This is a genomic window from Pseudomonas sp. GW822-FHT02E03, assembly GCF_058802325.1.
This window is the reverse complement of record NZ_JBXAOA010000014.1, coordinates 1-25,511: the sequence shown is the minus strand read 5'-3', so window position 1 is coordinate 25,511 and position 25,511 is coordinate 1. Positions and strand designations below refer to the sequence as shown.

Genomic DNA, 25,511 nt, shown 5'->3' with positions numbered 1-25,511 from the left:
GACCGGTCGCCGCTGGCGTGGTGAAACGCGCGGTCGAGAGCGGCACGGTCGTGGTGATGCAAGTTGGCGGCGTTCATGAGGCGCTCCAGCTCAAGGCGAACAGGGTTTCGCCCGGCAGGTCGAAGCTGACGCGACCGTCGTGACAGGTGAACTGAGCGCTGCGACTGCGGTTGTCGGCACCGAAGTACACCAGCGCTCCCTTGGCCAACGGGCACGTCGCCCCGCCCAGATCGACACGCTGCAAGCGCACCCCTTTATTGACCCCTAACAGGCTGCGCTGGCGCTCGGTGGCCATGGCCAACACATCGACTTCGAAAGCGTCGTTGTCCAGGCGCATGACGTTTTTCAGCCAGTGCTGCTGGATGAATTGCTGGGCCAGGCCCACCGGTTTGAGTTCGAAACGATCGCCGCCCAGCACCCGCACCATGCCTTTGGGGTAGGTCGGTTCGTCGGCGGCCTGGAACCAGTTGAGCATGTCCAGCAACCCATCCTGCGCCGAGTTGATGACCACCGAGGTCCACCACAGCGAAGCGAAATGGGTTTCCTGATCGTAGGGGCTCAGGCTTGAACCGCTGGACAGGTTGGTCTGATCCAGCAGCAAGGCCTTGCGTGGCCGGCCCTTGGCATCGAGGCCCACCAGCTCGGCGGCACGGCGCACGCTGTCGCGGTAGACCCGAGTGGCCAGCAGGTCGCGAATCATCCATTCGTGCCAGGCGAGGGCGTCGATCTGCTCACCGGATTCGGCCAATAGGCGCCGTGCCCAATCGATACCGCGCTTGTCGGCGGCGTTGTCGGCGAACGGGCCGTTGACGAAGCGTGAAGTGGCGGGCATGGCGATGCGCACACCCGCCTTGGCGTTGGCCGGATCGCTGCGTACCTGCCGGGCCATGCTGTTGAAAATCGACTGGTAGTCGGCGTAGCTCGAGTAGTTGAGGTTCGGCTCGTCGGCGAACGCGATGTAGTGCGTACCGGTGCCGCCGAGGGCGCGAGTGGCGGCGAGCCAGGCGTCGAGGCCGGCGTTGCTTTGGGTGTCGGCCCGCAGATCGGCCTGACGCTGGCTGCCGGCCAACAGCGTGAGGTCCTGGGTGATGCCGAAGCGGTTCTGATAGAGCTGGCGGAACGCATCTTCGTGGTGTGGATTTTGCGCGGTGACGTCAACGAAACTGTAGTAGGTGCCCGCCTGGGGCTTGAGGGCGTCGAGCGCTGCGAAACTGGATTGAGGGGGCAGCACGTAGGGCAAATAAATGCCCAGGTTCGGAGTGGGGCCGAGCATCTCTTTGTGCAGGGTCAAGCGGGTCTGGCCATCGTCCTCGCGCAGCGGTTTGAGCTGCTGCGGTTTCTGGGCAAACAGATTCGCCGTGCCATCGAGCCAGAACGCGACCTTGCCGCTGCCTTGAAGGCGCAGGCGCCAGACCTGTTCGTCCTGAGTGACGGGCAATGCCACCTGATCGAACTGCCAATAGGCGCGATAGGGTTTCAGCGCCAGGGACAACTGTTTGTTGTCGCCCACGCGCTGGGCCTGCAGGGCGTTGATCCCTCCGTGAAACTTGCCGGCCAGTACGGCGTGTTCCCCGGGTGCGACCTTGAAATACAGCTCATCGCCGCCGCGGGTTTCGGCACTGAAATGCACCTTGGCCGGGGCGAACAGCGCTACCGTGCGTTCATCGTGTTCGATCGTGTAGCGGCGGAAACTGTAGCCCGGAATTTCCAGTCGATAACTGGCGGCACTGGGCGCCAGTGGCCAACTCTGCTTGCCTCGGGTTTCACTGGCGGCGATCAGGCGCTCGCCCTTGAGGTTGCCGTTGCCGTCGAGCAGGTACAGGCGTTCTTCGTTGGCATCGGCCTGCCACGCCGGAACCCAACGAATAGTCAGCGTGTCGGGGCGATCCGTTTGCAGGTACAGGCTGCCGTCGCGAATATCAGCCCAGCGCATGGGTGCCGCCTGGGCGCTCAAACCCAGGCCCAGGCTCAACAGCAGCATCAGGCGTTTCATGCCGATTTCCGTTGCAGCATCTGAAGCATCGGAGCCACATCGCTGGGCAGGATGATCAGGGTTTGCCAGACCGGTACGCCACTCAACCGGCAATACATCACCAGCAGCGCGAGGGTGACCGCCAGGTAGGCGATGGACGATGCCGTCGCGGCGCCGACGATGCCGTAAATCGGGATCAGCAACAGGTTCAGGGCCAGGTTCAGCAACGCGCCGAGGCCCATCAACAGCGAAATGGTGCCGGGGCGATTTTTGCCCAGCAAGTCCAGGCGCAAGATGCTCGCATAGCAAAGGCCGAGCAGCCCCGGCAGCAGCGCCAGCAACGCCGGGTAGGCTGGCTGATAGGCAATGCCGAACAGCGTGACGATCAGCCATTCACCGATCACCGCCATGGTCAGGCAGGCGCCGAGCATCACCGTGGCGGTCAGGCGTAGGGCCAACGGCGTCAGGCGATCCATGCCTTCGTCCTGTTGCAGCAGGCGTTTCATCAGCGGCGTGGTCACCGCTTCCGGGACGATCAGCAGCAACTCGGCGGCGGCGCTGGCCATGGCGTAATGCCCCAACGCGGTGCTGCCGAGCAGGGCGCCGATGAACAGGTAATCGGAGCGCAGAATCACTTGCTGGAACAACAGGTCCGGATGGCTGCGAGCGCTGTAGCGCAGCAGTTCATTCTGGCTGGCACGGTCCCACTGCAACTTCAAGGGCTGAGCGCGCTTGAGCCAGAACCACCCGGCCAGCACCACCAGGCTGAGGCCGGCCAGCCAACTGATCAGCGCCGCTTCCAGGGCTGCGTCTTTCCACATCCAGAACAAGGCCAGAAACAACAGCAGTGGCGCCAGGGATTCCACCAGCCGCAAGGCATTGAACGCCACCACACCGCCCGACGCATTGTGCAAGGTCAGCAGGCCGCTCTTGAGCACGGTCAGCGGCACCGCCAGCAGCAACAGCCAGGCGAGCAATCCCAGTTGCGTGGTGATGTCGAGTTCACCACCGAACTCGCGCACCAGCGCCACCACCAGCAACGTCAGCAAACCCGCCAGCAGGCAACCGAACACCAGCACCTGGCTCAACAACAATCCCATGGGCCGTTGCTTGGCCGCCTGATACCCCACCGCCGAATTCAGCCCGCCGCTGGTGGCGGCGCTGATCAAGTCGGGCAGGGTACTGAGCAACGCAAACAGACCGCGCTCGCTGGGCCCCAGAATCCGCGCCAGTAATACATTGCGCAGCAGCCTCAGGCCGATCATCGCCAGTTTGGTGCCCATGCTCAGGGCCAGGTGTTTGAGGTAATGACTGCGACTCATGGCCTGGCTCCGCGATAGATGCGCCAGGACAGCAACTCCGGATTGCGCGCCGTGCGATGGCTGATGCCGATTCGCGGCAAGGCCAATGGATCGCTGATACCACGATAAATCCCGATGTCGGTGCCCAGGGCAAACGGGAAGTCGTGGTCCGCCACGTGTTCGCGCACCCGCGCATCATGGTCGCCATTGGGGTAGCAGTAGACCGGCAGCGGTCGGTTGCAACCGTTGAGCAGGGCATTGCGGCTGCGGCTCAGTTCCTCATCCAGACGTTGATCGTCCAGGCCGGTGAGAATCGCGTGACTGGCGCCATGGGGACCGAAGCGGATCAACCCGCTGGCTTCCAGCGCGCGTACCTGATGCCAGTCCAGGGCCTGGGGCAACGACTCTTCAGGGCATTGATCGCTGAGCCGATCCAGTTCGCCCGATGGCAGGTTTTTCAGGCTGTGCAGAAAGTGCAAAAGCGCCAGGCTACGGCGCTGCACATCCAGATCATCGAGCAGCACCGGTAACGGTCGCCCGATCTGTTGCAGGCATCCAATCAAATGCGTCCGGGCTTTTTCACCGTGGCTGTGCCACAGGGTTTCTCCTAGGCTTTCCCACCAGAAGCGTTGTCGGCTGCCGATGAAATCGGTGGAGAGAAAAATGCTCGCCGGCACCTGATACTTTTTCAGCAACGGGAAGGCATTCAGCGCGTTGTCGCGCCAGCCGTCGTCGAAGGTCAGCGCGATTTTTGGTCGTCCGGTTCTGATGGTGCCCGGTTGCAAGATCTCCATCAGTGGCACGCAGTCGAAGTTTTTTTTCAACCAGGCGAGCAGATGTTCGAATGCCTTCGGCCCGACGCACAGTTCATTGCGATGGGGCAGGTCGGCGGCGCGGTCATTGGCCAGCACCCGATGCAGCATCAGGATCACCCCGGCACCGTGCAATTGGTGACGGCCTACGGGCGAGTTGAGATAAAGCCAGCCGCTGGTGCGTTTTAATAATTGTTTGATCGCCATGGCGCGGTCCTTTCAACGATTTTGCTCGGGGTTCCATTGCGCGTACCGCTGGCCGCGCAAGAACTGCCACAGACCGATACTCATCCCGGCAAGGGTCACCAGAACAAACGCGGCGAGGCGAAAGGGTTTGGGTAAATGGTGTTGCACATCCAGCAGGCCGACGATGGCCATCGCGTAACCGAGCAGTTGCGCGATCAGGCTCAGGCGATAGAAGCCATGAACATTCCACAGCCAGACATTGCTCAACAGCAACGGCACCAACAGGATCGGTGCCAAGCGTCGAATCAGCTTGTGGCTGATCAGTGCAATCGCATACAGGCCATACCGCCAAGGGTTCAGCAGCTCCCGGCGCTGGGCCAGGCTTTGCAGACCGCCGACGGTGACGCGCTGGCGGCGGCGCCATTGCTTGGCGATTTCGTCGACGCCCTGGTCGCTCACTTGTGCCTGGGGCACATAGACGATGCGTTTGAACGCCACCGGTGCGCAGGTACTGATAAAGAAGTCATCGTTGACCTCCGCCGGCACGTACTGGAACAACTCGCGGCGCAGGGCGAGCAGGGCGCCGTCGGCGGAGACCATGCAACCGGTGCGATTTTCCACCTTGCGCAACCAGCCTTCGTAATGCCGATAAAGGCTGTCGCCCAGGCTCAGGCCCTTGCCCGGCACCGGGATCAGCATGTGCCCGGCACAGGCCCCGACCTGTGGATCGGCCAGGGGCGCGAGCAACTGGCCGAGGGTGTCGGTCGACCATTGGTTGTCGGCATCGGTGAACACCAGAATCTCGCCCGTGCTCAGGGCCACGCCGGCATTCAAGGTGGCTGCCTTACCCTGACGAGGCAGGTCGAGCACGCTGATGCGCGGGTCAATGACCTTGTGGGCGCAGGCCACGGTGTCGTCGGTGGAGCCGTCGCTGGCCAAAATGATGTGTAGCGAGCGCGCCTGATAATCCTGGGCGAGCAGGATGCGTAATTTCTCTTCGATATGCCGGGCCTCGTTGTGCGCGGCGATGATGATGCTCACGTTCATCGGTGGGGCTGGCGCATGACGCCGTGCGCGGAACAACGGCGCAATCAGCGTCAGCATCAGCGGGTAGCCCAGCCAGGCATACACCGGCAATAGCAGGCACAGCCAGAAAATGAACTCAGCCACGGGCCGGCCTCCTGGCATTCCAGTGACACAGGCTCAAAATGAGCGCGGCACCGGCCAGGTGCAGGCGCACCCAGTGCAGCCCCCACAGTTGCAGCATCAGGCCTATGTCATGGTGTTTCAGGCTTTGGCGCAGGCTCAGCACCAGCGCTGGCAGGCTGGTGATGAATACGATGAACAACGCCGCTTTGGGAAAACCATTGAGCAGGGCAGACAGAGCGATGAAATCCAGTGCCCAGACGCCCATTGAAAAGGCCGGGAATCGCAGCAAGCGCAGGCTCATCCCCTGGGTGCGCAGCAGTTGCAGGTGACTGCCCTGGCGCCACAACTCCTTGCCCATCCATTCGCGCCAACTGCCTTCGTAACCCCAATGCAAGGCGACGCTTTGATTGACCGCGAGCAATCGTGCACCGGCTTTACTCAGGCGCAAGGTGAACGCCTTGTCTTCGCCGGTGCGCAGGGTTTCGTCGAAGCCGCTGACCTTATCGAACCAGGTGCGGCGCATCAGCAGGTTGGCGCTAGGCAGCCATTGCACCGGGTGCAAGGCGTGAGTGGTCGGGCGGGCCATGCGGCGCTGCCAGGCCGTGGCAAACCACGGCGCCTCGACAGGAGTGTGCAAGTCCAGGGCAAGCACATCGGCCTGACCGCCGGACTCCAGTTTGAACAAGAGCGTCAGCCAGTCCCCGGGCATCTCGATATCGGCATCGATAAAGCCCAGCCATTCACCTGTCGCCACCGCCGCCCCGCGATTGCGCAGGGCGCCGATCAGCAAGCCGGGCAGCACCAGCACCTGCGCACCGAGCTGGCGAGCGATGTGCGGTCCCTGATCGTCGGAGCCGTTATCGACCACAATCAACTCGCATTCCAGCCTGGCAGCCTCGACGGCTTTTTTCGCGGCGAGCAACGTACGGCCGATGTGTCGGGCTTCGTTGTACATCGGGATGACGAGGCTGATGCGGCTCATGCGGCTCATGCGGCCTCCGTCGGCGGACGTTCTTCAGCCTTGAGGCGCAACACGAACGTCAGCGCGAGCATGATCCACAGGTATTTGTGATTCGGTGCGCTGAGGAACATCAAAAACAGCAGCAACGACACATAGCTCATGCTCAGGTGCGTGATCAGGTCGGCCTGTTCCCAATTTCGTCGCAGCATCCAGGCGTGACGGGCGCGGACCAGGTTGTACATCCCCAGGCCCAGCATGCCGACGAACAACAGGCCGGCGGGAATCCCCACTTCGCTGAAGATTTCCAGGTAAGTATTGTGCGCGCGGCGGTACAGGTCGCCGGGCTTGCGGTTGGCGGAAAACACTTTGGCGTAACCGGTGGTGGCGTAGTGCAGCGGGAAGGTGCCGGGGCCGGAACCGAGTAACGGGTGCTCTTGGATGATCTGGCTGCCGACCAGGATGTACGACGCGCGACGGCCCAGGGATTCGTCCTGGCTCTTGGCCCCGGCTTTCAAGATGCTCAAGGACTGGATGCGCGCGATGTAACCGGCCGGCATTGAATAAATGGCCAGCGGGATCACGATCGCAAGGCCAAGCATGGCAAAACCCAAGTGGCGCGGACGGATGCGTGGCAACTGCGCGCGGTAGTGCCAGGCGCCGATCATCAAGCTGAGAAAAAGCACCACCAGCCCGGAACGGGAATCGGTCTTGGTCATGCCGCCCAGCAGCAAAATGCAGCAGCCGCCCCAGAACAAACGGTGCAGCAGGTTCGGGCCGCGGATCACCAGCAGCAGCGCCAATGGCACAGCGAAGGCAATCAGCAGGGCAAACGAGTTCGGGTCTTCCAGCAGTCCTGCAGCGCGGCCCTGGTCCTGATACTTGGTGGAGAACATGGCCAGCGCGCTGGTCGCGCTGACGCTGAGGGTCACCAGCCGGGCGAACATATCGAGGTTCAACTCACGGCCGATCAGCAAGGTGATCACAAACAGCACCAGGCCGACGCTCAGGTCCCGCAGATGGCTCTGGGACATGTCCAGGTTATCGGTATTGATCATGCTCAACAGGTACAACACCATGAACCAGATCAGGAGGCGCCAGATGTTGCTGCGCAGGCGCTCGGACGGAATCTGGTGGATAGCCAGTTGCAACATCACGATCAGCGCCAGTGACGCACCGATGAATTTGGTGCCCGATAGCGCGCTGCCCTTGAAGAAACCTTCGAACGGCACCAGCGCTGCGATGCCCAACAAACCCCAGGCGGGTTTTCGGTACAGCACCGCGACAGCCACCAGGCCCAGTACTGCGCCTGGCGCCAGATACGGATAAGGGCTGGCCAGCAAACCAAGGCAGACCAGGGCGAGCAGACTGACGATCGAGAGCGGAAAGATCACGCGCGTGCCTCCCGTGCAGTACGGATATAAAGCTGCGACCAGCGTTCGGCCAAGGCCTTCAGGTCGTAACGGTCCAATTGCGTACGTCTTGCGTTGTCGATCAATTCGCGAGCCAGGGCCGGCTCATTCAGCAGCATATCGATCTGCCGGGCGAGAGCGGTGGTGTCGGTGGGTGTCGCCAGCAGGCCGTTGTGCCGATCCTCCAGCACATCGGGAATCCCGCCGACGCTGAACGCCACCACCGGCACTCCGGCCTGCATGGCCTCCAGCAAAATCATCGGCGTGCCCTCGGTACGCGAACTGATCACCAGCGCATCGAGTTGCTGCCACCACCGGTTCATGTCGGTTTGATAACCCGGCAAGGTGATGCGTTTGTGCAAGCCGGCAGCGGCAATCCGCGCCAGCAAGGTTTTCTGTTCCGGGCCGTCGCCGAGCATCACGGCGTCCAGTTGCGGGTGTTGCTGACAGAGCGGAATCAAGGCATCGAGAAACAGGTCCGGGCCTTTTTCATTGCTCAGCCGACCGACGTAACCCGCGAGCCAGCGCGGGTGTGTGGCAGTGTGAGGTAGCAGGCCGCTGGCCTTTGGCAGACCATTGGGAATCACTTGCAGTTTCTCCGTCCGGACACAGGCCTTGCGGTGCAGCACGGCGATGCTTTCGGCCACGCAAACCACGCGGTGCACCGACGCCGTGCGACACAATTGCAAACTCAGCCAGCCATAAACGCGTTGCTTGCGACTGCGCGGGGTGAAACCGTGTTGGGTAATCACCAACGGCAAGTCCAACAACGTGGCGGCCACCCAGCCAAATAACAGACCCTTGAAATTGTGCGTGTTGATCAGCGGCTGTTCAGCCCGCCGCTGACGTAAATGACGCAGCAATTCCCTCAAGCCCGTGAAGCTGCGGCAGTCGACCCCAGCCCCACGAAATCGCGCGATCAGCGCTGGTGGCGCATCGAGAAACAGCACTTGGTGCCGCCCCGGCGTCGCCAGGCAATGATCCAGCAGCATCCGCTCAGCCCCATAGAAGCCGCCGCTGCTGATCAAATGCATGATCGGCAGAGCGCTGGCGCTGAGCGGCCCGTTCAATGGCGCACCCAATGCACGAAGCTATCCACGGTCCAGTTTTTGTGCGGATTGTTCGGCACGACGTCTTGCTCGTTAATCACCAACAACACCGGCAAGCCCAGTTCATGGGTGATTTGCGCTGGGTGTTTGAAGCGGTGATCGAAGAACTCACGCACGTAGACGAAGGCAATCGCCAGCAGCAGACCGGTCAGCATCCCGAACGGAATGATCAGCAGCGGTTTGGGGAACGCTGCATCGGTCGGTTCATACGGCGGGCTGAGTACCCGGGCGTTGGACATATCGTTGTCCAGCAAACCGGCGGAGCTGCTTTCGGCAAAGCGTTGGGCATAGGTGGAGAACGCCGCGTGCAGGGCATTGATCTCGGTGTCCATTTGCGCCAGTTTGCTTTGAGCCACTTGCAACTGATGGATGCGCTCCTTGAAGTCGGCGATGCGCGCGGTTTTCTGCTTGATCACCGAGGTGACAATCGCCAGGTCGTTGGTGCGCTCCTGAATCCGGTTGCTGACGATTTTCAGGAACTGCTGACGGGTGCGGGAAATCTGCTCACGGGTCAACAGCATGGGTTCACTGCCCGGCTGGAAGATCGCCAGGTCGTTCATGTAGCGGCTGACCTGAGTGGTCAGTTGCTCACCGAGCTGCCTGATCTCCCGGTCTTCGAAGGCAATGTTGTCCACCGTGGTGGTGAAGGTGAAGGGGAAGGTGTAGTCGCTGAGCCGGGACGTATTGGTGGCAGACGTCAGGGCGGTTTTCAGGTAATCGAGCCAGCGCTGGCTTTGCAACAGGCGATCCTGATACAGGTTCAGGGCCTGTTCCTCGGTGTTGATGGCATTGAGGCGGAAGGTGATTTCTTCCTTCGGATCGGATGAAGCCACGCCTTCGAGCAACGCCAGCCGCGTGCCTTCCAGGCCATCGAGACGCACCTGATACTGCTTCTTCTTGGTTTCGTAGAAGCTCTGCGGCAGGTCGATCGATTGCAGTTCCTGACGGCTGGCCAGGTAGTTTTGCAGCAGCGCCGCGACAAACCGGGTGCCCTGGGCGGGATCGCCAAAGCTGTAGACAATTGAGATCACGTTGGAACCCGGCAGGGTTTCGATTTTCAGGTTATCGACGGCCTCTTGGGTGTAGGTATCCAGGGCGGTGTCCCGAACCGGATCGGTCTCAAGCCCCAATGCATCGCGCACCGGATTGACCACGTATTCACGCAAGGGGGTGGTCACAAAACGCCTGATCGGTTCGGTCACCAGTTTGCTGAAGATCCCGGGGTTGGGCGCGTACTCGCCTTTGGCCCGCAGGTCGCTGATGGTCTGACGGATCAGGGCCGGGGAACGCAGGATATTGCTCTCGGTTTCCATGTCCGCCAGTGACGGTGGAATGAACGAGGCATCACTTTGGGTCAGGGACGTGGTGGCGTCTCCCTGGGAGAGTTTTTTGGATTGCACGATCACCTGCGCGGTGATGTCGAAGCTCTGTTTGAGCATCAGCGGCAAGATCAGGGCGATCACTGCAAAGATCAGGAAGACTCGTTTCACCAACTGCTTGTTGGCGAAGAAGATCCTGAAGAACTCATGCAGGTAGTTTTCCTTTGGGTTCATGGTCGGTCACCTGAGCGTTAGTTGTCGCTGTCTTTGTTATCGACGCGGTAGCCGAAGGTGAAGCCCACCCCCTGGAACAACACCACGTCCGCCAGTTGCCGTGCGAGCTCACCGGCGCTGGCCAGTTTGGTCTTGGGCACGTAGAGCATGTCGTCCGGTTGCAGGTAAGCAATCTGTGACGCGTCACCGGACAAGGCTTTTTCCACGTCGTAGTGCACGGCCTGCACCTGGTTGCCGTTGCGGCGCATGATCACCACCGAATCGAGCCGCGCCTTGACGCTAGTGCCACGTGCCAGGGTCAGCGCTTCAAGTACCGAGACCGGCCGGCGAATCGGGTAGGAGCCCGGTTGCGCGACTTCACCCAGCACATAGATTTCGTTACCCGAGGTGGATTTGAGCATGACGTCGACCTTCATCCGCCCCGGCAATTGCGCATAGCGTTGATTGAGGAACGTTTCCAGTTGGTTGACCGTCATGCCTTGCAGCGGCACGGAGCCGATTTCCGGGAAACTCGCATAGCCGTCGTTGCCCACAACGATCTCCCGGCTCAAGCCGGTAGCGGGGTGGTTCAGGGCGCTCCTGAGGTTCTGCTCGTTGCTCAGCGGGCTGGTGACCAGCACGGTCAGCTGGTTGCGGTTGGGCTGAAACAGGGCTTTACGGTTATAGACACGCTGGATTTCCTCCCGGGCTTCGACCGACGTCAGCCCGCCGATTTTCACCGCGGTGTTGGCTCCTGGCAGTTCGATGGTGCCATCGGGCAGCACCAGTTGCGTGCCGTTGAGCTGGCTGGCCGCGGTGAAGTTCAGGGCGACCTGGTCACCGGGTTGAATCCGATAAGCCTGCGAGCCGCTGGTGCTGATGTGAAAGATCACATCCAGCACATCCTTGGGCCGCAGGGTCTGTTCGACCTTGGGCATGTCGGTGGCTTGGGCATTGGCCGGCTCGGCCGTGAGGATCTGCACCGGCATATGCTGGGTTTCACTGGTGCTGGAGCAACCTGCAAGCGGCAGCAACAGCAGGAGAAGCATTTTGGCGTTCATGGCGACATCCTTTCTGCGGTGGCTACAGGTTTTTGTAGAGCCATTTGGGCATGTAGTACTTGCGCCGGTTGAAGACGCTGCCCACCAGTTTTGCGCCGGCCTGGGTCAGGCGCTGGACCGCGGCCTGGGACACTTCCCAGCGCGTGTCTTCGGCGCGCACCACCATGATCACGCCGTCCGCCAAGGTGCTGATGACCAGGGTGTCGGCGGCCGAATACACCGCGTCACCGTCGATCACCACGAAGCGATAGCGATCGCCCAACTGGTTGAGCAACGGGGCCAGCTGTTCGGTCGTCAGGTGCTCGGTGCCGCGGATGTGCCGCCCGTTCGGCAGGATGTGGAAGGGCAGGCTGGAGACGTTCACCAGGCAGTCCTGCAGCAGCGGCGGCGAGGCGTTGAACAGCAGGTCGCGAAAGCCGCGTTCTTTGGTCAGCCCCAGCTGTTGCGTGAGGTTGCCCTCCGACTGGCTTGCGTCGACCAGCAGCACTTGGCCGCTGCTCATTAACGCCAGTTGGCTGGCCAGCGCCAGGGCGCTGGTGGTGGTGCCGGCGCCTGGGTTGGCAGCGGTCAGGAAGAGGATCCGCAGATCCAGGTCGAGCACGGTCGAGGTCAGGTTGGACTCGCTCGGGCTGGCGATGGTCAGGCTTTTGTTCGATGAACCGTCCATTTAACTCGCTCCGTGGCCGCTGAATACTTTGAAGGGGGTTTTCAACAGGATCTTCAGATCAAGCAAGAGGCTCTGCTCGGCGATGTAGCTGAGGTCCAACTCAACGCGCTGGTCGAAGTCGATATTGCTGCGCCCGGATATCTGCCACAGGCCGGTCATGCCGGGGTAGATGCTCAGGCGTGCAAGGTGGCTGTCCTTGTAGCGATAAGCGTTGAACGAGGTCGGTCGGGGACCAACCAAACGCATGTCGCCGCTGACCACATTGATCAGGTTGGGCAACTCATCAAGGCTGCTGCGCCGCAGGAAGCTACCGATAGGGGTAATCCGCGGGTCGTTGTCGATCTTGAAATCGATGGCATCGGCGCCGTGCTTGTTCAGATGCCGCAAGGATTCCTTGAGCTCTTCGGCGTTGGTCACCATGGTGCGGAACTTGTACATGCCGAACAGGCGGCCGCGGTAACCGGTGCGCTTCTGCACGAACATCACCGGCCCCGGGCTGCTGAACTTGATCACCAGCGCCAGGCCCAGCAGCACAGGGGACAGCAGCAGCAGAATCACCAGCGCGCCAAGGCATGCAACCACTCGGTTGGTTCGCGACAGCGTCCAGGGCCGACCACCGTCGCGGCCGGTCATCCAGCCGCGGCCCTGCATGTGGATCGCCGTGTCCAGGCGCATTCGGTGTTCGGGGTCCAGGCGTTTGTCACGCAGCATGTGATTGAGCAACACGCCTTTTTCATGTCCAGTCATAGAGTCCTCCGCTGAAGCCCTGGCGCGAGTGGCGAGTGGGCGTTGCGCAGTGGGTAGTAGTCACGGAACCAGGCGATGAATCGTCCGAGTCCTTCATCCAGCTCGATCCGTGGCTGGAAACCGGTGGCCTGGGCCAGATCGCTGGCATCGGCGCAGGTGTTGAGCACGTCGCCCGGCTGCAGGGGCAGCAACTCGACGAGGGCTTTTTGTCCGAGGTGTTTTTCCAGCAGCGCCAGGTAGTCCTTGAGCTCCACTGGCTGTTGTCCGCCAATGTTGTAAATGCGCCATGGCGCCATGCTGCTGGCCGGGTCAGGTTGTTCGCGGTTCCACTGCGGTGCTGGTTGGGGGGCGCGCTCGATCAGACGGGCGATGCTCTCGACGATGTCGTCGATGTAGGTGAAATCACGCTGGTGCTGGCCGTAGTTGAACAGCTTCAGCGGCTGCCCTTCGGCAATCGCCCGGGCGAACTGGATCGGCGACATGTCTGGCCGGCCCCAAGGCCCGTACACGGTGAAAAAACGCAAACCGGTGCAGGGAATGCCGAACAGATGGCTGTAGCTGTGGGCCATCAGTTCGTTGGCTTTTTTGGTCGCGGCGTACAGCGACAACGGGTGGTCAACGCCGTCCTTGACCGAGTAAGGCGTGTGCTGGTTGGCGCCATACACCGAACTGGACGAGGCATAGATCAAGTGCTTGACCGGGTGATGGCGGCAGCTTTCGAGAATGTTCAGGAACCCGCTCAGATTGCTGTCGACGTAGGCCCGGGGATTTTCCAGGGAGTAACGCACCCCGGCCTGGGCCGCGAGGTGAATCACCACCTCCGGTTGTTCAGCGACAAACAGTGCGTCGAGGGCCGTGGCGTCGGCCACATCGACTTTCGCGAGCTGGAAATCGCCGACTTGCTTGCGCACCCAATCCACGCGGTCGTGTTTGAGTTGCGGGTCGTAGAAGTCGTTGAAATTATCCAGGCCGCATACCTCATGCCCGTCGCGCAACAGCCGCAACAGGCAATGGGCGCCAATGAAACCGGCCGCTCCGGTGACGAGTATTTTCATGGCCGTGGCGCCTCGGGAACGATGTGCCGAAGCCCGATACCGCTGTAGTGCAAACCGGCCGCCGCTACGTGCTCCGGGTTGTAAAGATTGCGCCCGTCGACAATCACCCGCGCGCGCAATTTACTCGCCAGCAGATCGAAGTCGACCACGCGGAAGTTCTTCCACTCGGTGCAGATCACCAGCGCGTCGGCATCTTCCAGGGTGTCGTCGCGGGTGGCACACAGGTGCAGGTCATTGCGGTAGCCGTAAATGCGCCGGCACTCGGACATGGCTTCCGGGTCGTAAGCCTGCACGCTCGCACCTTCGGCCCACAGCGCCTCCATCAGATAACGGCTGGGCGCTTCGCGCATGTCATCGGTATTGGGCTTGAAGGCCAGGCCCCAAATCGCGATGGACTTACCGACCAGGCCATCGGGAAACAGCGCCTGCAGTTTGCTGAAGAGGATGTGCCGTTGGCTGTCATTCACATCGGTGACGCTACGCAGCAGGCGCAATGACATGCCGTGATGTTCGGCGGTGTGCAGCAGAGCTCGCAGGTCTTTAGGAAAGCACGAGCCGCCGAAGCCACAGCCGGGGTAGATGAAGTGGTAACCGATGCGCGGGTCCGAGCCGATGCCTTTGCGCACCGCTTCAATGTCGGCCCCCAGCAACTCGGTGAGGTTGGCCAGTTCGTTCATGAAACTGATGCGGGTGGCGAGCATTGCGTTAGCGGCGTACTTGGTCAGCTCGGCGCTGCGGTTGTCCATGAACATGAGCTTTTCGCGGTTGCGGCAGAACGGTGCATAGAGTTCGCTCAACTGGTTGCGCGCTTCATCGTCATTGGTGCCGACAATGATCCGGTCCGGGCGCATGCAATCGGCCAAGGCGCTGCCTTCCTTGAGAAACTCCGGGTTGGACACCACCCGCACGTTCAACGCTTTTTTGCCACGGCGTTGCAGTTCTTCGTTGGCAGCGCTCGCCACTTGGTCCGCGGTGCCCACCGGCACGGTGGACTTGATGATCAGGGTGCGATCGGACTCCATGAAACTGGCGATTTGCCGAGCGACACTCAGCACATGGCTGAGGTCGGCGGAACCGTCTTCATCGGCGGGAGTACCCACCGCGATGAAAATCAGCTCCGCATGTTCGACCGCGTCACTGGCCTGGGTGGAGAAGAGCAGGCGACCGGCCTTGATGTTGTCTTCCAGTGTGCTGGACAGTCCCGGTTCGCTGATCGGGGGCACGGCTTGTTGCAGTTGCTTGATCTTGTTGAGGTCAATGTCGACGCACAGCACGCGATGTCCGACATCGGCCAATGCCGCGGCTTGTATCAGACCGACGTAACCCGTACCAAATACGCTCACGTCCATATTGGCGTGCCTCGTAAAACGGTGGATGTAACTGAAGTGAGACTGTCAAAAGGGGTATAGCCCAGCCATGGGAAAGCGAGTCAGCAAAATGACGGGTAGCGCGACCGGGAAAACCCCGGTTTCACGGGCTTTTTGCCATCAAGTGCTTGCCGCTGCTGGATTTACTGCGGTTTTGAGGGGTTTCTGAGGGTTTTGACAAAACGATAAACGGTCGTGAGGCTTGAAACACAAGGGTTACAGACACTTAGGTGTGTCAGATTCGAGGCAACGTTTTTTTGACGCTTTGGGGAAAAAACCGGCATTTCTTGCGCTTCGAAGGCTCGGTGCTAGTGTCAGAAAATGGCCGACCATCCATTGGCCACGGAGGTGCTGTAATCACCATGATCCGTTACCTCAAGGAACTGTTACTGGTTCTGTATTTACTCAAGAATTACGACTACTACCTCGATCGCCTTGACGCGCTGGGCATCGGTTTTCCTATGCTGCTGTATGGCGCAATGTTCGTCGTGCTGACAGTGGCATTGTTCATGACCGCGTACATCCGTCAGACGCTGATCCGTCATCTGTTCGCGTTGGTGATGTCTGGCTCGGCGGTGTTCTTCGACGTCTATACGCAAGTGACTGCCGGTTACATGACCTACAGCAGTTTTGTGTCGCTGGTGTATTCCGGTGGGTTCATTCAAGAGGCCGCGTACCAGTACCGCGATGCAATCATCAGCGCGATGGTCAGTGGTTTGTTGCTGCTGTTCGGTCTCGGGCTCAAGCCGCGGCGACGGGCGCCATTACCGGGTGCACTGCTGGTGGCGGCGCCAGTGCTCGGGGTGTTGATGCTCAGCATTGTGCTGTTCATGCGGGCCGGCGAGGGTGCCCGTGGCTTGCCGATCATGTACACACCGTTGGCCTATCTGAATCTGTTCACCTATGAAGCGCTGCACAACACCGTCGGCCCGCGTGAGCCAGTGAGCCTGCTGCGCATCGATCAGCCGGTGGGGCACGACATTGTGCTGATCATCGACGAGAGCATTTCCGGCAACTACCTGGACATCAACACGCCGTTCGGTGTGCACAGCAATCTCAAGGAACCGCGCCCGGGCGTGGACATCTTCAATTATGGCTACGCGGCGTCCATCGCCAATTGCAGCGCCGACACCAATGTCACCCTGCGCTACGGTGGCACCCGCGCCGACTACATGCGGATCAACAGCACATTGCCGTCGATCTGGCAGTACGCAAAAAAAGCCGGGCTGCGCACCGTTTACATCGACTCCCAGCGCACCGGCGGCAACTTGCAGAACCTGATGAACGCTGCCGAGCAAAAGGACATCGACGAGTTCGTGCAATTCGACCGCACCAGCGTGCGTGACCGCGACATGGCAGCGGCGGCCAAGCTGATCGAGCTGCTCAACGACGGTAAGCCGCAGCTGGTAGTGATCAACAAGGTCGGTGCGCATTTTCCGGTACACGACAAGTACCCGGATGCGTTTATGGCTTACCGCCCGACATTGCCCCGTGGGCAGTTTGTCGAGGTGGCGGACACGGGCACACGCGATGGTTTCAACGGTCAGCCGGATGATTGGTTGCTGTACCGCAACGCCTATAAAAATACCGTGCTGTGGAATGTCGGCGAGTTCTTCGCACGGGTGTTTGCTCAGGCGGATCTGAGCCATGCGCTGCTGATCTACACCTCTGATCACGGGCAGGATCTGCACGAGCGCGGTAACCCGGGGCTCAATACGCACTGCGGTGATGATCCGGTGGAGGAGGAAGGGTTGGTGCCGTTGGTGGTGATTTCGGGCAGCGGTTTGCAGACCCTGGACTGGCAGGCGCAATTGCCGGCCAACAAGGATCGCTCCAGTCACTACAACATCTTCCCGACGTTACTGCAGGTGATGGGTTATGACCTGGCGGGTATTGAGGCGGTGTATGGCAAACCGCTAAGTGTGCCGACGGGGGACGATTTCACCTTTAACTATCGTTTCAATGCACGGTTGGGGGCCAAGCCGGAGTGGAAGCATATTGATCTGAACAGCATTGTGACGCCGGGGCGGGTGGTGCCGAGTGTGGCGGTGGGGCAGTGAGATTTTCGATGGAATGACCCGGCCTCATCGCGGCATAGGTATCTACACATCTTTTGAACTACAGAGATTCACTGCCGGGGCTTGCTGTTTTTGGCGTACATATCCGTTGCTGCGGTCACGGCCGCTGGCGGTTTCGCTTTTACAGCGAGTCACTTTCGAAAAGCGCGAAAGTAACCAAAGCGCTTTTTACCCCGCCATTCGGTGCCTCGCCCAGGCTCGGCATGCCCTCAACTCCGGCATTGCTCCGGGGGCCCGCCGCCATCGGCCATCCATGGCCGGGGGCGGCTACCGCGGCATCCCTGCCGCGGTGCCCCCTGCGCAATACCTGCGTTCGGCCTCTGGGAATGGGGCGGCAGATCCAAAGCCAAGGCCAAAGCAACAGCAGAAGCAGACGCAGAAGCCAACATCAAAAGATCGCAGCCTCGCTTCGCTCGACAGCTCCTACAGTCAGGCCGAGCGTTAGCTCGCCTGCGGATGTTGATCTTGACGCACCGCCCCCTCGTAAGGCCGAGTGCAGGTTCTGCGCAGTGGGCAACCCGGCATGGATGCCGGGTTAGCCGCGCACGGCCATGGATGGCCGATCGCGGCGGGCCCACGGAGCAGGACCGGAACGAGGGCATGCCGAGCCTGGGCGAGGCACCGAACGACAGGGGCAAAAGCCCTTGGTTACTTGGGGCTTTTCCAAGTGACCCGCTGTAAGAGCGGAACCCCAGGTGGCCATTACCGCGGCAACGGATATGTACACCGAATCGGGAAGATGTGTAGATACCCATGCTCATCGCGGGCAAGCCCGCTCCCACATTTGATGGGTGTGAACACAGATTTTGTGTACACCGGCGATCCCTGTGGGAGCGGGCTTGCCCGCGATTAACGATAACGCGGTCTCCTGCCGTCCGCTATCCTAGGCCCACTGCCTTCAATGAGTCTCCCCCCATGCTTTCGGTCCAGGGCGTCTTCAAAAGCTACGCCACCCCCCAAGGCCCGCTGCCGGTATTGCAAGGCGTCGACCTCACGTTGAAACCCGGCAGCAGCCTGGCGCTGATGGGTGAATCGGGCAGTGGCAAGAGCACCTTGCTGCACCTGATCGCCGGGCTGGACAAGGTCGACCGCGGCAGCATCCGCAGCGGCGAACATCGGCTGGAGCAGATGAACGAAAGCCAATTGGCGAACTGGCGGCGGACCGAAATCGGTCTGGTGTTCCAGCAGTTCAACCTGATCGGCAGTTTGCGCGTTGAAGACAATCTGGCGTTTCAGGCACGTCTGGCCGGGCGCCACGATCCACGTTGGCAGGCGCATCTGGTGCAACGTCTTGGGTTGGGAGATTTGCTGCGGCGCTATCCGGAGCAACTGTCTGGTGGGCAACAGCAGCGGGTCGCCTTAGGTCGCGCCCTGGCATCGCAACCCAAGCTGCTGCTGGCCGACGAGCCCACCGGCAGCCTTGATGAAGCCACCAGCGATGAGGTGTTGAAGTTGTTGCTGGAACTGCTCGACGACAGCCCGACGACTTTGTTGATGGTCACTCACAGCCCACGGGTCGCCGCGCGGCTGGCAGACAAAGTGGTACTGCACGGTGGCCGTCTGGCTGGCGCGGACGAGCGCTGAAATGCGGGTTTTTCGTGAGACGCTGCGAGCGCTGCTCAGCCATTGGCGACAGCACCCGGTGCAATTTTTCAGTGTGCTGACCGGGCTCTGGCTCGCCACCAGCCTGCTGACCGGCGTGCAAGCGCTGAACAGCCAGGCGCGAGAAAGCTACGCCCGGGCCAGTCAGCTGATCGGCGGCGAACCGCAAGCCAGTCTCACGGCACTCGGCGGTGGGGTGTTTTCCCAGCAAGTGTTTGTCGATCTGCGTCGTGCGGGTTGGCCGGTATCGCCCGTGTTGCAAGGCCGGGTGACGCTCAAGGGCCATGAAGAGCAGCGCTTGCAGTTGATGGGGATTGAGCCGGTGTCGCTGCCGGCTGGTTCCGCAGTGGCCGGGCGGTCGTTGCCGATCGAGCAGATCGTCGAGTTTTTCACCCCGCCGGGCAGCACCTGGATTTCACCGCAGACTTTACAGGCGTTGGGCTTGCGCGAAGGTGAAACCCCGGTAGCCCGGAGCGGCATCACCTTGCCGCCGCTGCGTGCCCAGACCGACATGGCGCCCGGTGTGTTGCTGGTGGACATCGGCTTCGCCCAACAGATTCTGCAATTGCCCGATCAATTGTCACGCCTGCTGCTGCCCAAGGATTTCACCGCGACCCTGCCTGATGAGCTCAAGGGCCAACTCCAGTTCAAAAGCAGCGGCGAAGAAAACAACCTCGCGCGCCTGACCGAGAGCTTCCACCTGAACCTCGATGCCTTGGGCTTCCTGTCGTTCGTGGTCGGCCTGTTCATCGTTCACGCGGCGATCGGCCTGGCGCTGGAGCAACGCCGGAGCTTACTCAGAACCCTGCGCGCCTGTGGGGTCAGTGCCCGCATGTTGATTGCCTGCCTTGCCGTCGAGCTGGGTGCTCTGGCGCTGATCGGTGGTATCGCCGGCGTCGTCAGCGGCTACCTGCTGGCCGGCGTGCTGTTGCCGGACGTCGCCGCCAGCCTGCGCGGCTTATACGGCGCCGAAGTGCCTGGGCAGCTGAACCTCAGTCCGCTGTGGTGGTTCAGCGGTATCGGCCTGAGCCTGTTCGGCGCCTTGCTGGCCGGCGCCAACAGTTTGCTGCGGGCGGCGCGTTTGCCGTTGCTGGCGCTGGCCAATCCGCAAGCCTGGCACCTGGCCCACGCGCGCTGGTTGCGGCGCCAGGGTTGGGTCGCCGCCATGGCTGCGGTGATCGCGTTATTGGCATTAAGCTTCGGCGACAGCCTGAGCAGTGGCTTCGTGTTGATGGGCGCGTTGTTGATCGGCGCCGCACTGGCCTTGCCGGTGGTGTTGAATAGCGTGCTCAACTGGGTGCTCGGGCGCAGTCGTTCGGTGCTCGGCCAATGGTTTCTCGCCGACTGCCGCCAGCAACTGCCGGCCCTGAGCCTGGCCTTGATGGCGCTGTTGTTGGCGTTGGCGGCAAATATCGGCGCCGGCAGCATGACCGCCGGTTTCCGTCAGACCTTCAGCAACTGGCTCGAACAACGCCTGACCGCCGAGCTGTACCTCAATCCGCAAAATCCCGCCCAGGCTCGAGAACTGCACACCTGGCTCAAACAACAACCCCAAGTCACCGCAGTGCTACCGAACTGGCAGGTATCGATCCAGTTACAGGGCTGGCCGGCGGACGTCTTTGGCGTGATCGAGCACCCGACTTATCGTCAGCACTGGCCACTGCTGGAAGCCTTGGGCGACAACCCTTGGGAGCGACTGGCCAAGGACGACGCGCTGATGCTCAGCGAACAATTGGCCCGGCGGTTGAAGGTACGGCTCGGTGATCACCTGACGATCCCGACGCCGAATGGCCCATGGTCGCCGCGGATCGTCGGGATCTACGCCGACTACGGCAATCCCAAGGGGCATCTGCTGGTCAACATTAATCATCTGCTGCGCGGCTGGCCGCAGTTGACGCCTAACCGTTTCAACCTGCGCATCGAACCGGCATCGATCCCTGGGTTCCTGACCGCGCTGCAAGCACGCTTCGCCCTGGACGACAGCCGTATCGTCGATCAGGCCCGGCTCAAGGGCTGGTCCACGCAAGTGTTCGAACGCACCTTCGCCGCCACCGCCGCGCTCAACAGCCTGACGCTGTGCGTCGCGGGCGTGGCGCTGTTCATCAGCTTGCTGACCCAAAGCCAAAGCCGCCTCGGGCAACTTGCACCGCTGTGGGCGTTAGGCGTAACCCGTCGCCAATTGATGCTGCTGAACCTTGGGCAAACCTGGTTGCTGGCGGTGTTGACGCTGGTGCTGGCGTTGCCCTTGGGTATCGCATTGGCGTGGTGCCTGGACACGGTGATCAACGTTCAGGCCTTCGGCTGGCGTTTGCCGTTGCGGGTATTTCCGTTGCAACTGTTGCAATTGATGGGCCTGGCGTTGCTCGCGACATTGCTCGCATCGGCGTGGCCGTTGTACTCGCTGTATCGCACGCAACCGGCGGATCTGCTGAGGACGTTTGCTCATGAAGATTAAGGTCGGCGTGTTGCTACTGGCCGCGCTGCTGAATGGATGCGACAACACACCTGCGCCGGAAAAAGGCTTCGCCGGCCTTGGCCATCAGGCCGCCGCATTTACCCCGGTGGTGCCCGGCCGGGTATTCAGCTTCCCGGCGGATCACGGCCCCCACGATGGTTTTCGCATCGAATGGTGGTACGTCACCGCCAACCTCAAGGACGATCAGGGCCAGGAATTCGGCGCGCAATGGACGCTGTTTCGCAGCGCCTTGAAAGCGTCCCCCGAGCAACCCGGCTGGAGCAATCAGACCATCTGGCTGGGCCACGCCGCCGTGACATCCGCCACGGCACACCATGCCGCCGAACGCTACGCCCGAGGCGGCGTCGGCCAGGCCGGAGTGAGCCTGGCGCCGTTCAAGGCATGGATCGACGATTGGCATTTCAGCAGTCAGGCTTCCGATGAAAACCCGCTGGCGGACCTGCAACTCAGCGCTCGCGACAAGGCTTTCAGCTACCAATTGCGACTGACCTCCACACGCCCACTGGTGCTTCAGGGCGACAAAGGCTTCAGCCAGAAATCCGAACAAGGCCAGGCTTCGTATTACTACAGCCAACCGTTTTTCCAGGCCAGTGGCACATTGGAAATCGATGGCAAAACCTACACGGTCAGCGGCCCGGCCTGGCTCGACCGCGAGTGGAGCAGCCAACCCCTGACCGCCAACCAGACCGGCTGGGACTGGTTCTCCCTGCACCTGGACAGCGGCGAACAGGTCATGCTCTATCGCATGCGGCAAAAGGAAGGCGCGCCATACCTCACCGGCACCTGGATCGACGCTCAAGGGCAGACGCAGTTATTGCACGCCGACGACATCAGCCTCACGCCTCAGGAGAAGACCAAAGTCGCTGGCCGCTCAATGCCTGTGAGCTGGTCGATAAAAATCCCCGCCAAACACCTCGAAATCACCATCAGCGCCCTCAACCCCAAGGCCTGGATGGACTTGCGCATTCCCTATTGGGAAGGACCGGTGCGGCTGAGCGGCAGCCATGGCGGGCAGGGGTATCTGGAGATGACCGGGTATTAAGATCAAAAGAGGGGTATGCGTATACCGCAATGTCGCGGGTGTACTCGGTCAGTGTAGCTGCCGAAGGCTGCGATCTTTCGATCCTGCTCCTAATGCGTCCAATCCACAGGAACTCCCAGAGACCTCCATCTCTCTACCGTAATAATACCGGCAGGAGCCCGTCATGAGCGACGACCTCAAACCGCCCACCCTTGCCACTTGGCAGCGGCTGTTCGACGACAAAGCCTACTGGCAGCAATCCCCCGACGCGCATTACAGCGAACTGCTACGCATCGCCGACGATCTGCTGGGGCAGGGCGCCATCGACCTCGCTCAATGGCAGATCCTCAAGACCAAGGCCGATCAATCCCACAAAGACTCGCCCGCCGTGAACGTCGCCCATGAAGTCGACGATCCCGAAGCCTGAGGACACCCCCATGAATCCCAAACCGACCACTCCCTCGGAAAACCCCGACGAACCCCGGCCACCAGGCGAAGTCGAGCGCGACAACGACGCCCTGCGTCCCACCGACCCGACCCGGCGCAAGGAAAGCGGCAAGGGCACAGACAGCGGAGAATCCACCGCGCAAGAAACAGCGGAAACTCCCTGATCAGCGTCTATGCTCATCGGCACAGACGGCGCCGAACCTGGATAGAGAGCTGTCTGCTGCCATCCATCACAGGGAAAGTAACGTTTATGAAGCTCAACGCACTGACAAAAGCCATCACCCTCACCACGCTCCTGTCCACCGCCAGCCTCAGCGCCATTGCCGCAGACATCCCGCTGTCCGCCGTCGTGGAAGCCGATCAGGTCGTCACCAAAGTCCTGGCGGTCGATGCCGCCAAACACCAGGTCGTCCTTGAAGGCGCGGAAGGGCGGCAGGTCCATGTACAACTCAGCGACAAGGCGAAAAACCTCGGCAAACTGAAAGTCGGTGATCAGGTCAACGTCGAAGTCATCCGCTCGGTCGCGGCCTACCTCGACACCGACATCGACAAAGGCTTGCCAGGCTCCATCGAACATACCGGCGAAATCCGCGCCACCAAAGACAACCCCAACCCCGGCGGCGAAGCCTTCCGTCAGGTACAGGTCCAACTGAAAATCACCCACATCGACCTGAAGAAAAACCAGGTCACCTTCCAAAACCCGGCCGGCCAATCAAAAACCGTCAACGTCGAAAGGCCTGAAGTCCAGGCGAAATTGAAAGATCTGAAAGTTGGGCAGAGCGTTGTGGTGACCTATACCGATGTGCTGAAAGTCACCAGCCAGCATCCAAGCTGATCATTACTTGTACCTATTGATTGTTCTTGTACAAAAAGTTGTATAAGAACAATCAGTTTTAATGGTCGAACTGGTGAGTTTTAAAAGTTTGTATCTGGTTTTTTAGCAAAAACTTGAGAAATATTACGTGCATAAATTTCATGTTTATACCGAGGACATATCCGCCAAATTCTATTAAAATCCTTCCCGTTCGCCCGGTGTCAGGGCTCTTTACCGGTGCATGGATTGCCAGGCCATTACACTGGGCGAACACCTCCTCTGGAACGCAATGTTTAAAAGTTTCGGACATAAAAAATGGGCGACCTTGAAGTCGCCCATTTTTATTGGCTGGGTTAAAGCTGCGCCCGCAACCGTCGCCCGATAACATCCAGCAAATCACAACCGTCCCGCAACGGGATGACCAACACCCGCGCAAACTCTCGCAATAGCGCAGCATCACCACCAAACGCCTCGCCCAAGGACAGCGTTTCCAACAGTTGAGTGACACTGTGAATGCGATATGCCGCCGTGTCATGCAACACGTCAATAGGCGCTTCGGTGTCGATCAGCAGGGAAGGGATCGTGCAGTCGATGCCGGTAATCGGCAGGTATCGAGTCATGGTTGAGCCTCCTCAGCGTCGGACACCCCACCCGGTGGATCGAGGTTGTCCAGCGCCCGGTTCACCAACAATTCACCCAGCACGGCCAATTGCTGAATCGATAACGCCAGGCTGCGGTGCGAGCCTTCGAGTTCGCAGGCAAAGTCGGTCGTCAGCACGTTGAGCGAGGCGAGGGTTTCGCAGGCGTGGCTTAGCAGGGATTCGGTGTCGATGTTGGGGAGGAGGGTGAAAACGTGGCTGATGGGGTCGGGATTTTTTGGGTCGCGGAGGCGGGCACTGATGGTGCGTTGGGTTGCTTGGCTGAGTTGATTGGGGTCGAGGGAGTCGGGTGGAAATTTTTTCATCGTGAAGCTCCTGAAACAATGGAGCCGCAAAGCGGCATTTGCATGCCTTGATCGTGTTCGGTCTGTCAAAACCGGTCGCTGAGGTTGCAGCGGCTGGGGGAGGTTATCTGGGGAGGGAGGGGGTGTACAAGTTCATGGGGGGCGATGGGGGTTGTGGGAAATGTCCGATGCTTTTGTCAGGCGAGATGGGCTGAAAAATTGAGTCAGATTTGGTTTTAAGTGAACTCGGGTTTTTTATCGTTCATATAAACTGAGGGTCCAAAAAGTAGTGGATATTTCGTTGTGAATTCAATTATCGAACTGTTGTTCGAAGGGTGAGTCGTGAAGAGATTTTCGCTCTGAGTGATTCTTATGCTAAGTTTTTCTTTTGTAGGTATATTTTTGATCGTCAGGTTGCTGATTTCGCTGCAGTTTAAACCGATGCGACATGTATTGAATTCAGCCTTTTTCCATTTTGCGGGAGGGGCGTCAGGGAGCTCTTCGATGTCAAATTCCAGTATTATCGTTGGTCTGTTGTTGTCGATATTTACTGTGGAAAGTTCAATGAAGCCGATTGGTACGGGGCTTTTGAAAATCTGATTGAAAAAAATGCTGCCATCAATATCGTTCCAGAACTTCATTTTTGCTCCTTGAAACCTAACTGAGGGGGCGGGTAGGGGACGCAGTCAAAAGGAGGCAGATTTATTTTCATGTTCATAGAAAATAAATCTGAGAATCATCTAGCCGGCCTCCCCACCTCACGGAGGTGGCGCAAAATTCAAGGTGCGAACTTAGACTTTTG

Annotated in this window: 23 protein-coding genes; 7 read left to right on the top strand and 16 right to left on the bottom strand. The window is 60.4% G+C overall.

Features of this window, described 5'->3' with window-relative positions; translation table 11 throughout:
• Nucleotides 1-73: 73 nt before the first annotated feature.
• The 13 genes from AC1RQB_RS12920 to AC1RQB_RS12860 are packed head-to-tail and all read right to left on the bottom strand — an operon-like array spanning nt 74 to nt 15,310.
• Entirely contained in the window at nt 74-1,993 is a 1,920-nt protein-coding gene (locus AC1RQB_RS12920) for a hypothetical protein (protein ID WP_063340326.1), read from the bottom strand.
• Nucleotides 1,990-3,294: a lipopolysaccharide biosynthesis protein gene (locus AC1RQB_RS12915; protein ID WP_063340325.1), complete on the bottom strand. Its 1,305-nt coding sequence runs from the start codon at nt 3,292-3,294 to the stop codon at nt 1,990-1,992. Before AC1RQB_RS12915 ends, AC1RQB_RS12920 begins: the two co-directional genes overlap by 4 nt.
• Nucleotides 3,291-4,292 (bottom strand): polysaccharide deacetylase family protein, encoded by a 1,002-nt coding sequence (locus AC1RQB_RS12910; protein ID WP_063340324.1) that lies wholly within the window; start codon nt 4,290-4,292, stop codon nt 3,291-3,293. Before AC1RQB_RS12910 ends, AC1RQB_RS12915 begins: the two co-directional genes overlap by 4 nt.
• Nucleotides 4,293-4,304: 12 nt before the next feature.
• Nucleotides 4,305-5,441 (bottom strand): glycosyltransferase, encoded by a 1,137-nt coding sequence (locus AC1RQB_RS12905; protein WP_063340323.1) that lies wholly within the window; start codon nt 5,439-5,441, stop codon nt 4,305-4,307.
• Nucleotides 5,434-6,402: a glycosyltransferase family 2 protein gene (locus tag AC1RQB_RS12900; RefSeq protein ID WP_063340445.1), complete on the bottom strand. Its 969-nt coding sequence runs from the start codon at nt 6,400-6,402 to the stop codon at nt 5,434-5,436. The genes AC1RQB_RS12905 and AC1RQB_RS12900 overlap by 8 nt, the downstream gene beginning before the upstream one ends.
• A 5-nt stretch (nt 6,403-6,407) precedes the next feature.
• Nucleotides 6,408-7,772: an O-antigen ligase family protein gene (locus AC1RQB_RS12895; protein ID WP_207267274.1), complete on the bottom strand. Its 1,365-nt coding sequence runs from the start codon at nt 7,770-7,772 to the stop codon at nt 6,408-6,410.
• Nucleotides 7,769-8,824 carry a glycosyltransferase family 4 protein gene (locus tag AC1RQB_RS12890; RefSeq protein ID WP_404943047.1) on the bottom strand — a complete coding sequence of 352 codons (1,056 nt, stop codon included), beginning with the start codon at nt 8,822-8,824 and terminating at the stop codon, nt 7,769-7,771. The genes AC1RQB_RS12895 and AC1RQB_RS12890 overlap by 4 nt, the downstream gene beginning before the upstream one ends.
• Before the next feature lie 32 nt (nt 8,825-8,856).
• Nucleotides 8,857-10,452 (bottom strand): GumC family protein, encoded by a 1,596-nt coding sequence (locus tag AC1RQB_RS12885; RefSeq protein WP_063340322.1) that lies wholly within the window; start codon nt 10,450-10,452, stop codon nt 8,857-8,859.
• A gap of 17 nt (nt 10,453-10,469) precedes the next feature.
• Nucleotides 10,470-11,492 carry a polysaccharide biosynthesis/export family protein gene (locus tag AC1RQB_RS12880; protein ID WP_063340321.1) on the bottom strand — a complete coding sequence of 341 codons (1,023 nt, stop codon included), beginning with the start codon at nt 11,490-11,492 and terminating at the stop codon, nt 10,470-10,472.
• 22 nt (nt 11,493-11,514) lie between these two features.
• The gene (locus AC1RQB_RS12875; protein ID WP_063340320.1) at nt 11,515-12,159 is read right to left on the bottom strand and encodes a CpsD/CapB family tyrosine-protein kinase; all 645 of its coding nucleotides are present in this window, start codon (nt 12,157-12,159) and stop codon (nt 11,515-11,517) included.
• A complete protein-coding gene (locus tag AC1RQB_RS12870; protein WP_008073318.1) occupies nt 12,160-12,906 on the bottom strand; it encodes a sugar transferase in 747 nt (248 codons plus the stop codon).
• Nucleotides 12,903-13,961, bottom strand: a complete 1,059-nt coding sequence (locus tag AC1RQB_RS12865; RefSeq protein WP_063340319.1) for an NAD-dependent epimerase — start codon at nt 13,959-13,961, stop codon at nt 12,903-12,905. The genes AC1RQB_RS12870 and AC1RQB_RS12865 overlap by 4 nt, the downstream gene beginning before the upstream one ends.
• On the bottom strand, nt 13,958-15,310 hold the full coding sequence (locus tag AC1RQB_RS12860; RefSeq protein ID WP_063340318.1) for a UDP-glucose dehydrogenase family protein: 1,353 nt from the start codon (nt 15,308-15,310) through the stop codon (nt 13,958-13,960). Before AC1RQB_RS12860 ends, AC1RQB_RS12865 begins: the two co-directional genes overlap by 4 nt.
• Nucleotides 15,311-15,690: 380 nt before the next feature.
• Here AC1RQB_RS12860 and AC1RQB_RS12855 point away from each other — a divergent pair, with 380 nt between their 5' ends.
• From AC1RQB_RS12855 to AC1RQB_RS12825, 7 genes are all read left to right on the top strand, one after another.
• Complete coding sequence (locus tag AC1RQB_RS12855; protein WP_063340317.1) at nt 15,691-17,388, top strand: sulfatase-like hydrolase/transferase; 1,698 nt, start codon at nt 15,691-15,693, stop codon at nt 17,386-17,388.
• 933 nt (nt 17,389-18,321) lie between these two features.
• Nucleotides 18,322-18,990 carry an ABC transporter ATP-binding protein gene (locus AC1RQB_RS12850; protein ID WP_008013141.1) on the top strand — a complete coding sequence of 223 codons (669 nt, stop codon included), beginning with the start codon at nt 18,322-18,324 and terminating at the stop codon, nt 18,988-18,990.
• A gap of 1 nt (nt 18,991) precedes the next feature.
• Nucleotides 18,992-21,463: an ABC transporter permease gene (locus AC1RQB_RS12845; protein ID WP_063340316.1), complete on the top strand. Its 2,472-nt coding sequence runs from the start codon at nt 18,992-18,994 to the stop codon at nt 21,461-21,463.
• Nucleotides 21,453-22,526: a lipocalin-like domain-containing protein gene (locus AC1RQB_RS12840; protein ID WP_063340315.1), complete on the top strand. Its 1,074-nt coding sequence runs from the start codon at nt 21,453-21,455 to the stop codon at nt 22,524-22,526. Before AC1RQB_RS12845 ends, AC1RQB_RS12840 begins: the two co-directional genes overlap by 11 nt.
• 163 nt (nt 22,527-22,689) lie before the next feature.
• Nucleotides 22,690-22,932, top strand: a complete 243-nt coding sequence (locus tag AC1RQB_RS12835) for a hypothetical protein (RefSeq protein ID WP_008073312.1) — start codon at nt 22,690-22,692, stop codon at nt 22,930-22,932.
• Between the two features lie 10 nt (nt 22,933-22,942).
• Nucleotides 22,943-23,116, top strand: coding sequence for a hypothetical protein (locus tag AC1RQB_RS12830; RefSeq protein ID WP_198537172.1), 174 nt, complete (start codon nt 22,943-22,945; stop codon nt 23,114-23,116).
• Nucleotides 23,117-23,202: 86 nt separating this feature from the next.
• On the top strand, nt 23,203-23,787 hold the full coding sequence (locus tag AC1RQB_RS12825) for a hypothetical protein (protein WP_063340314.1): 585 nt from the start codon (nt 23,203-23,205) through the stop codon (nt 23,785-23,787).
• Nucleotides 23,788-24,119: 332 nt separating this feature from the next.
• On the opposite strand, the gene AC1RQB_RS12820 is transcribed toward AC1RQB_RS12825, so the two are convergent.
• The 3 genes from AC1RQB_RS12820 to AC1RQB_RS12810 form a co-directional block, all read right to left on the bottom strand.
• Nucleotides 24,120-24,386: a hypothetical protein gene (locus AC1RQB_RS12820; RefSeq protein ID WP_063340313.1), complete on the bottom strand. Its 267-nt coding sequence runs from the start codon at nt 24,384-24,386 to the stop codon at nt 24,120-24,122.
• Entirely contained in the window at nt 24,383-24,730 is a 348-nt protein-coding gene (locus tag AC1RQB_RS12815) for a DUF6124 family protein (protein WP_063340312.1), read from the bottom strand. The genes AC1RQB_RS12820 and AC1RQB_RS12815 overlap by 4 nt, the downstream gene beginning before the upstream one ends.
• Nucleotides 24,731-24,945: 215 nt before the next feature.
• A complete protein-coding gene (locus AC1RQB_RS12810) occupies nt 24,946-25,350 on the bottom strand; it encodes an Imm50 family immunity protein (protein ID WP_063340311.1) in 405 nt (134 codons plus the stop codon).
• Nucleotides 25,351-25,511 lie beyond the last annotated feature (161 nt).

Excerpts from the sequence above, each read along its gene's own strand:
- AC1RQB_RS12920 (WP_063340326.1), bottom strand. The coding sequence starts at position 1,993 with ATGAAACGCCTGATGCTGCTGTTGAGCCTGGGCCTGGGTTTGAGCGCC.
- AC1RQB_RS12915 (WP_063340325.1), bottom strand. The coding sequence starts at position 3,294 with ATGAGTCGCAGTCATTACCTCAAACACCTGGCCCTGAGCATGGGCACC.
- AC1RQB_RS12910 (WP_063340324.1), bottom strand. The coding sequence starts at position 4,292 with ATGGCGATCAAACAATTATTAAAACGCACCAGCGGCTGGCTTTATCTC.
- AC1RQB_RS12900 (WP_063340445.1), bottom strand. The coding sequence starts at position 6,402 with ATGAGCCGCATCAGCCTCGTCATCCCGATGTACAACGAAGCCCGACAC.
- AC1RQB_RS12890 (WP_404943047.1), bottom strand. The coding sequence starts at position 8,824 with ATGCATTTGATCAGCAGCGGCGGCTTCTATGGGGCTGAGCGGATGCTG.
- AC1RQB_RS12885 (WP_063340322.1), bottom strand. The coding sequence starts at position 10,452 with ATGAACCCAAAGGAAAACTACCTGCATGAGTTCTTCAGGATCTTCTTC.
- AC1RQB_RS12880 (WP_063340321.1), bottom strand. The coding sequence starts at position 11,492 with ATGAACGCCAAAATGCTTCTCCTGCTGTTGCTGCCGCTTGCAGGTTGC.
- AC1RQB_RS12875 (WP_063340320.1), bottom strand. The coding sequence starts at position 12,159 with ATGGACGGTTCATCGAACAAAAGCCTGACCATCGCCAGCCCGAGCGAG.
- AC1RQB_RS12870 (WP_008073318.1), bottom strand. The coding sequence starts at position 12,906 with ATGACTGGACATGAAAAAGGCGTGTTGCTCAATCACATGCTGCGTGAC.
- AC1RQB_RS12865 (WP_063340319.1), bottom strand. The coding sequence starts at position 13,961 with ATGAAAATACTCGTCACCGGAGCGGCCGGTTTCATTGGCGCCCATTGC.
- AC1RQB_RS12860 (WP_063340318.1), bottom strand. The coding sequence starts at position 15,310 with ATGGACGTGAGCGTATTTGGTACGGGTTACGTCGGTCTGATACAAGCC.
- AC1RQB_RS12855 (WP_063340317.1), top strand. The coding sequence starts at position 15,691 with ATGATCCGTTACCTCAAGGAACTGTTACTGGTTCTGTATTTACTCAAG.
- AC1RQB_RS12850 (WP_008013141.1), top strand. The coding sequence starts at position 18,322 with ATGCTTTCGGTCCAGGGCGTCTTCAAAAGCTACGCCACCCCCCAAGGC.
- AC1RQB_RS12845 (WP_063340316.1), top strand. The coding sequence starts at position 18,992 with ATGCGGGTTTTTCGTGAGACGCTGCGAGCGCTGCTCAGCCATTGGCGA.
- AC1RQB_RS12840 (WP_063340315.1), top strand. The coding sequence starts at position 21,453 with ATGAAGATTAAGGTCGGCGTGTTGCTACTGGCCGCGCTGCTGAATGGA.
- AC1RQB_RS12835 (WP_008073312.1), top strand. The coding sequence starts at position 22,690 with ATGAGCGACGACCTCAAACCGCCCACCCTTGCCACTTGGCAGCGGCTG.
- AC1RQB_RS12830 (WP_198537172.1), top strand. The coding sequence starts at position 22,943 with ATGAATCCCAAACCGACCACTCCCTCGGAAAACCCCGACGAACCCCGG.
- AC1RQB_RS12825 (WP_063340314.1), top strand. The coding sequence starts at position 23,203 with ATGAAGCTCAACGCACTGACAAAAGCCATCACCCTCACCACGCTCCTG.
- AC1RQB_RS12820 (WP_063340313.1), bottom strand. The coding sequence starts at position 24,386 with ATGACTCGATACCTGCCGATTACCGGCATCGACTGCACGATCCCTTCC.
- AC1RQB_RS12815 (WP_063340312.1), bottom strand. The coding sequence starts at position 24,730 with ATGAAAAAATTTCCACCCGACTCCCTCGACCCCAATCAACTCAGCCAA.
- AC1RQB_RS12810 (WP_063340311.1), bottom strand. The coding sequence starts at position 25,350 with ATGAAGTTCTGGAACGATATTGATGGCAGCATTTTTTTCAATCAGATT.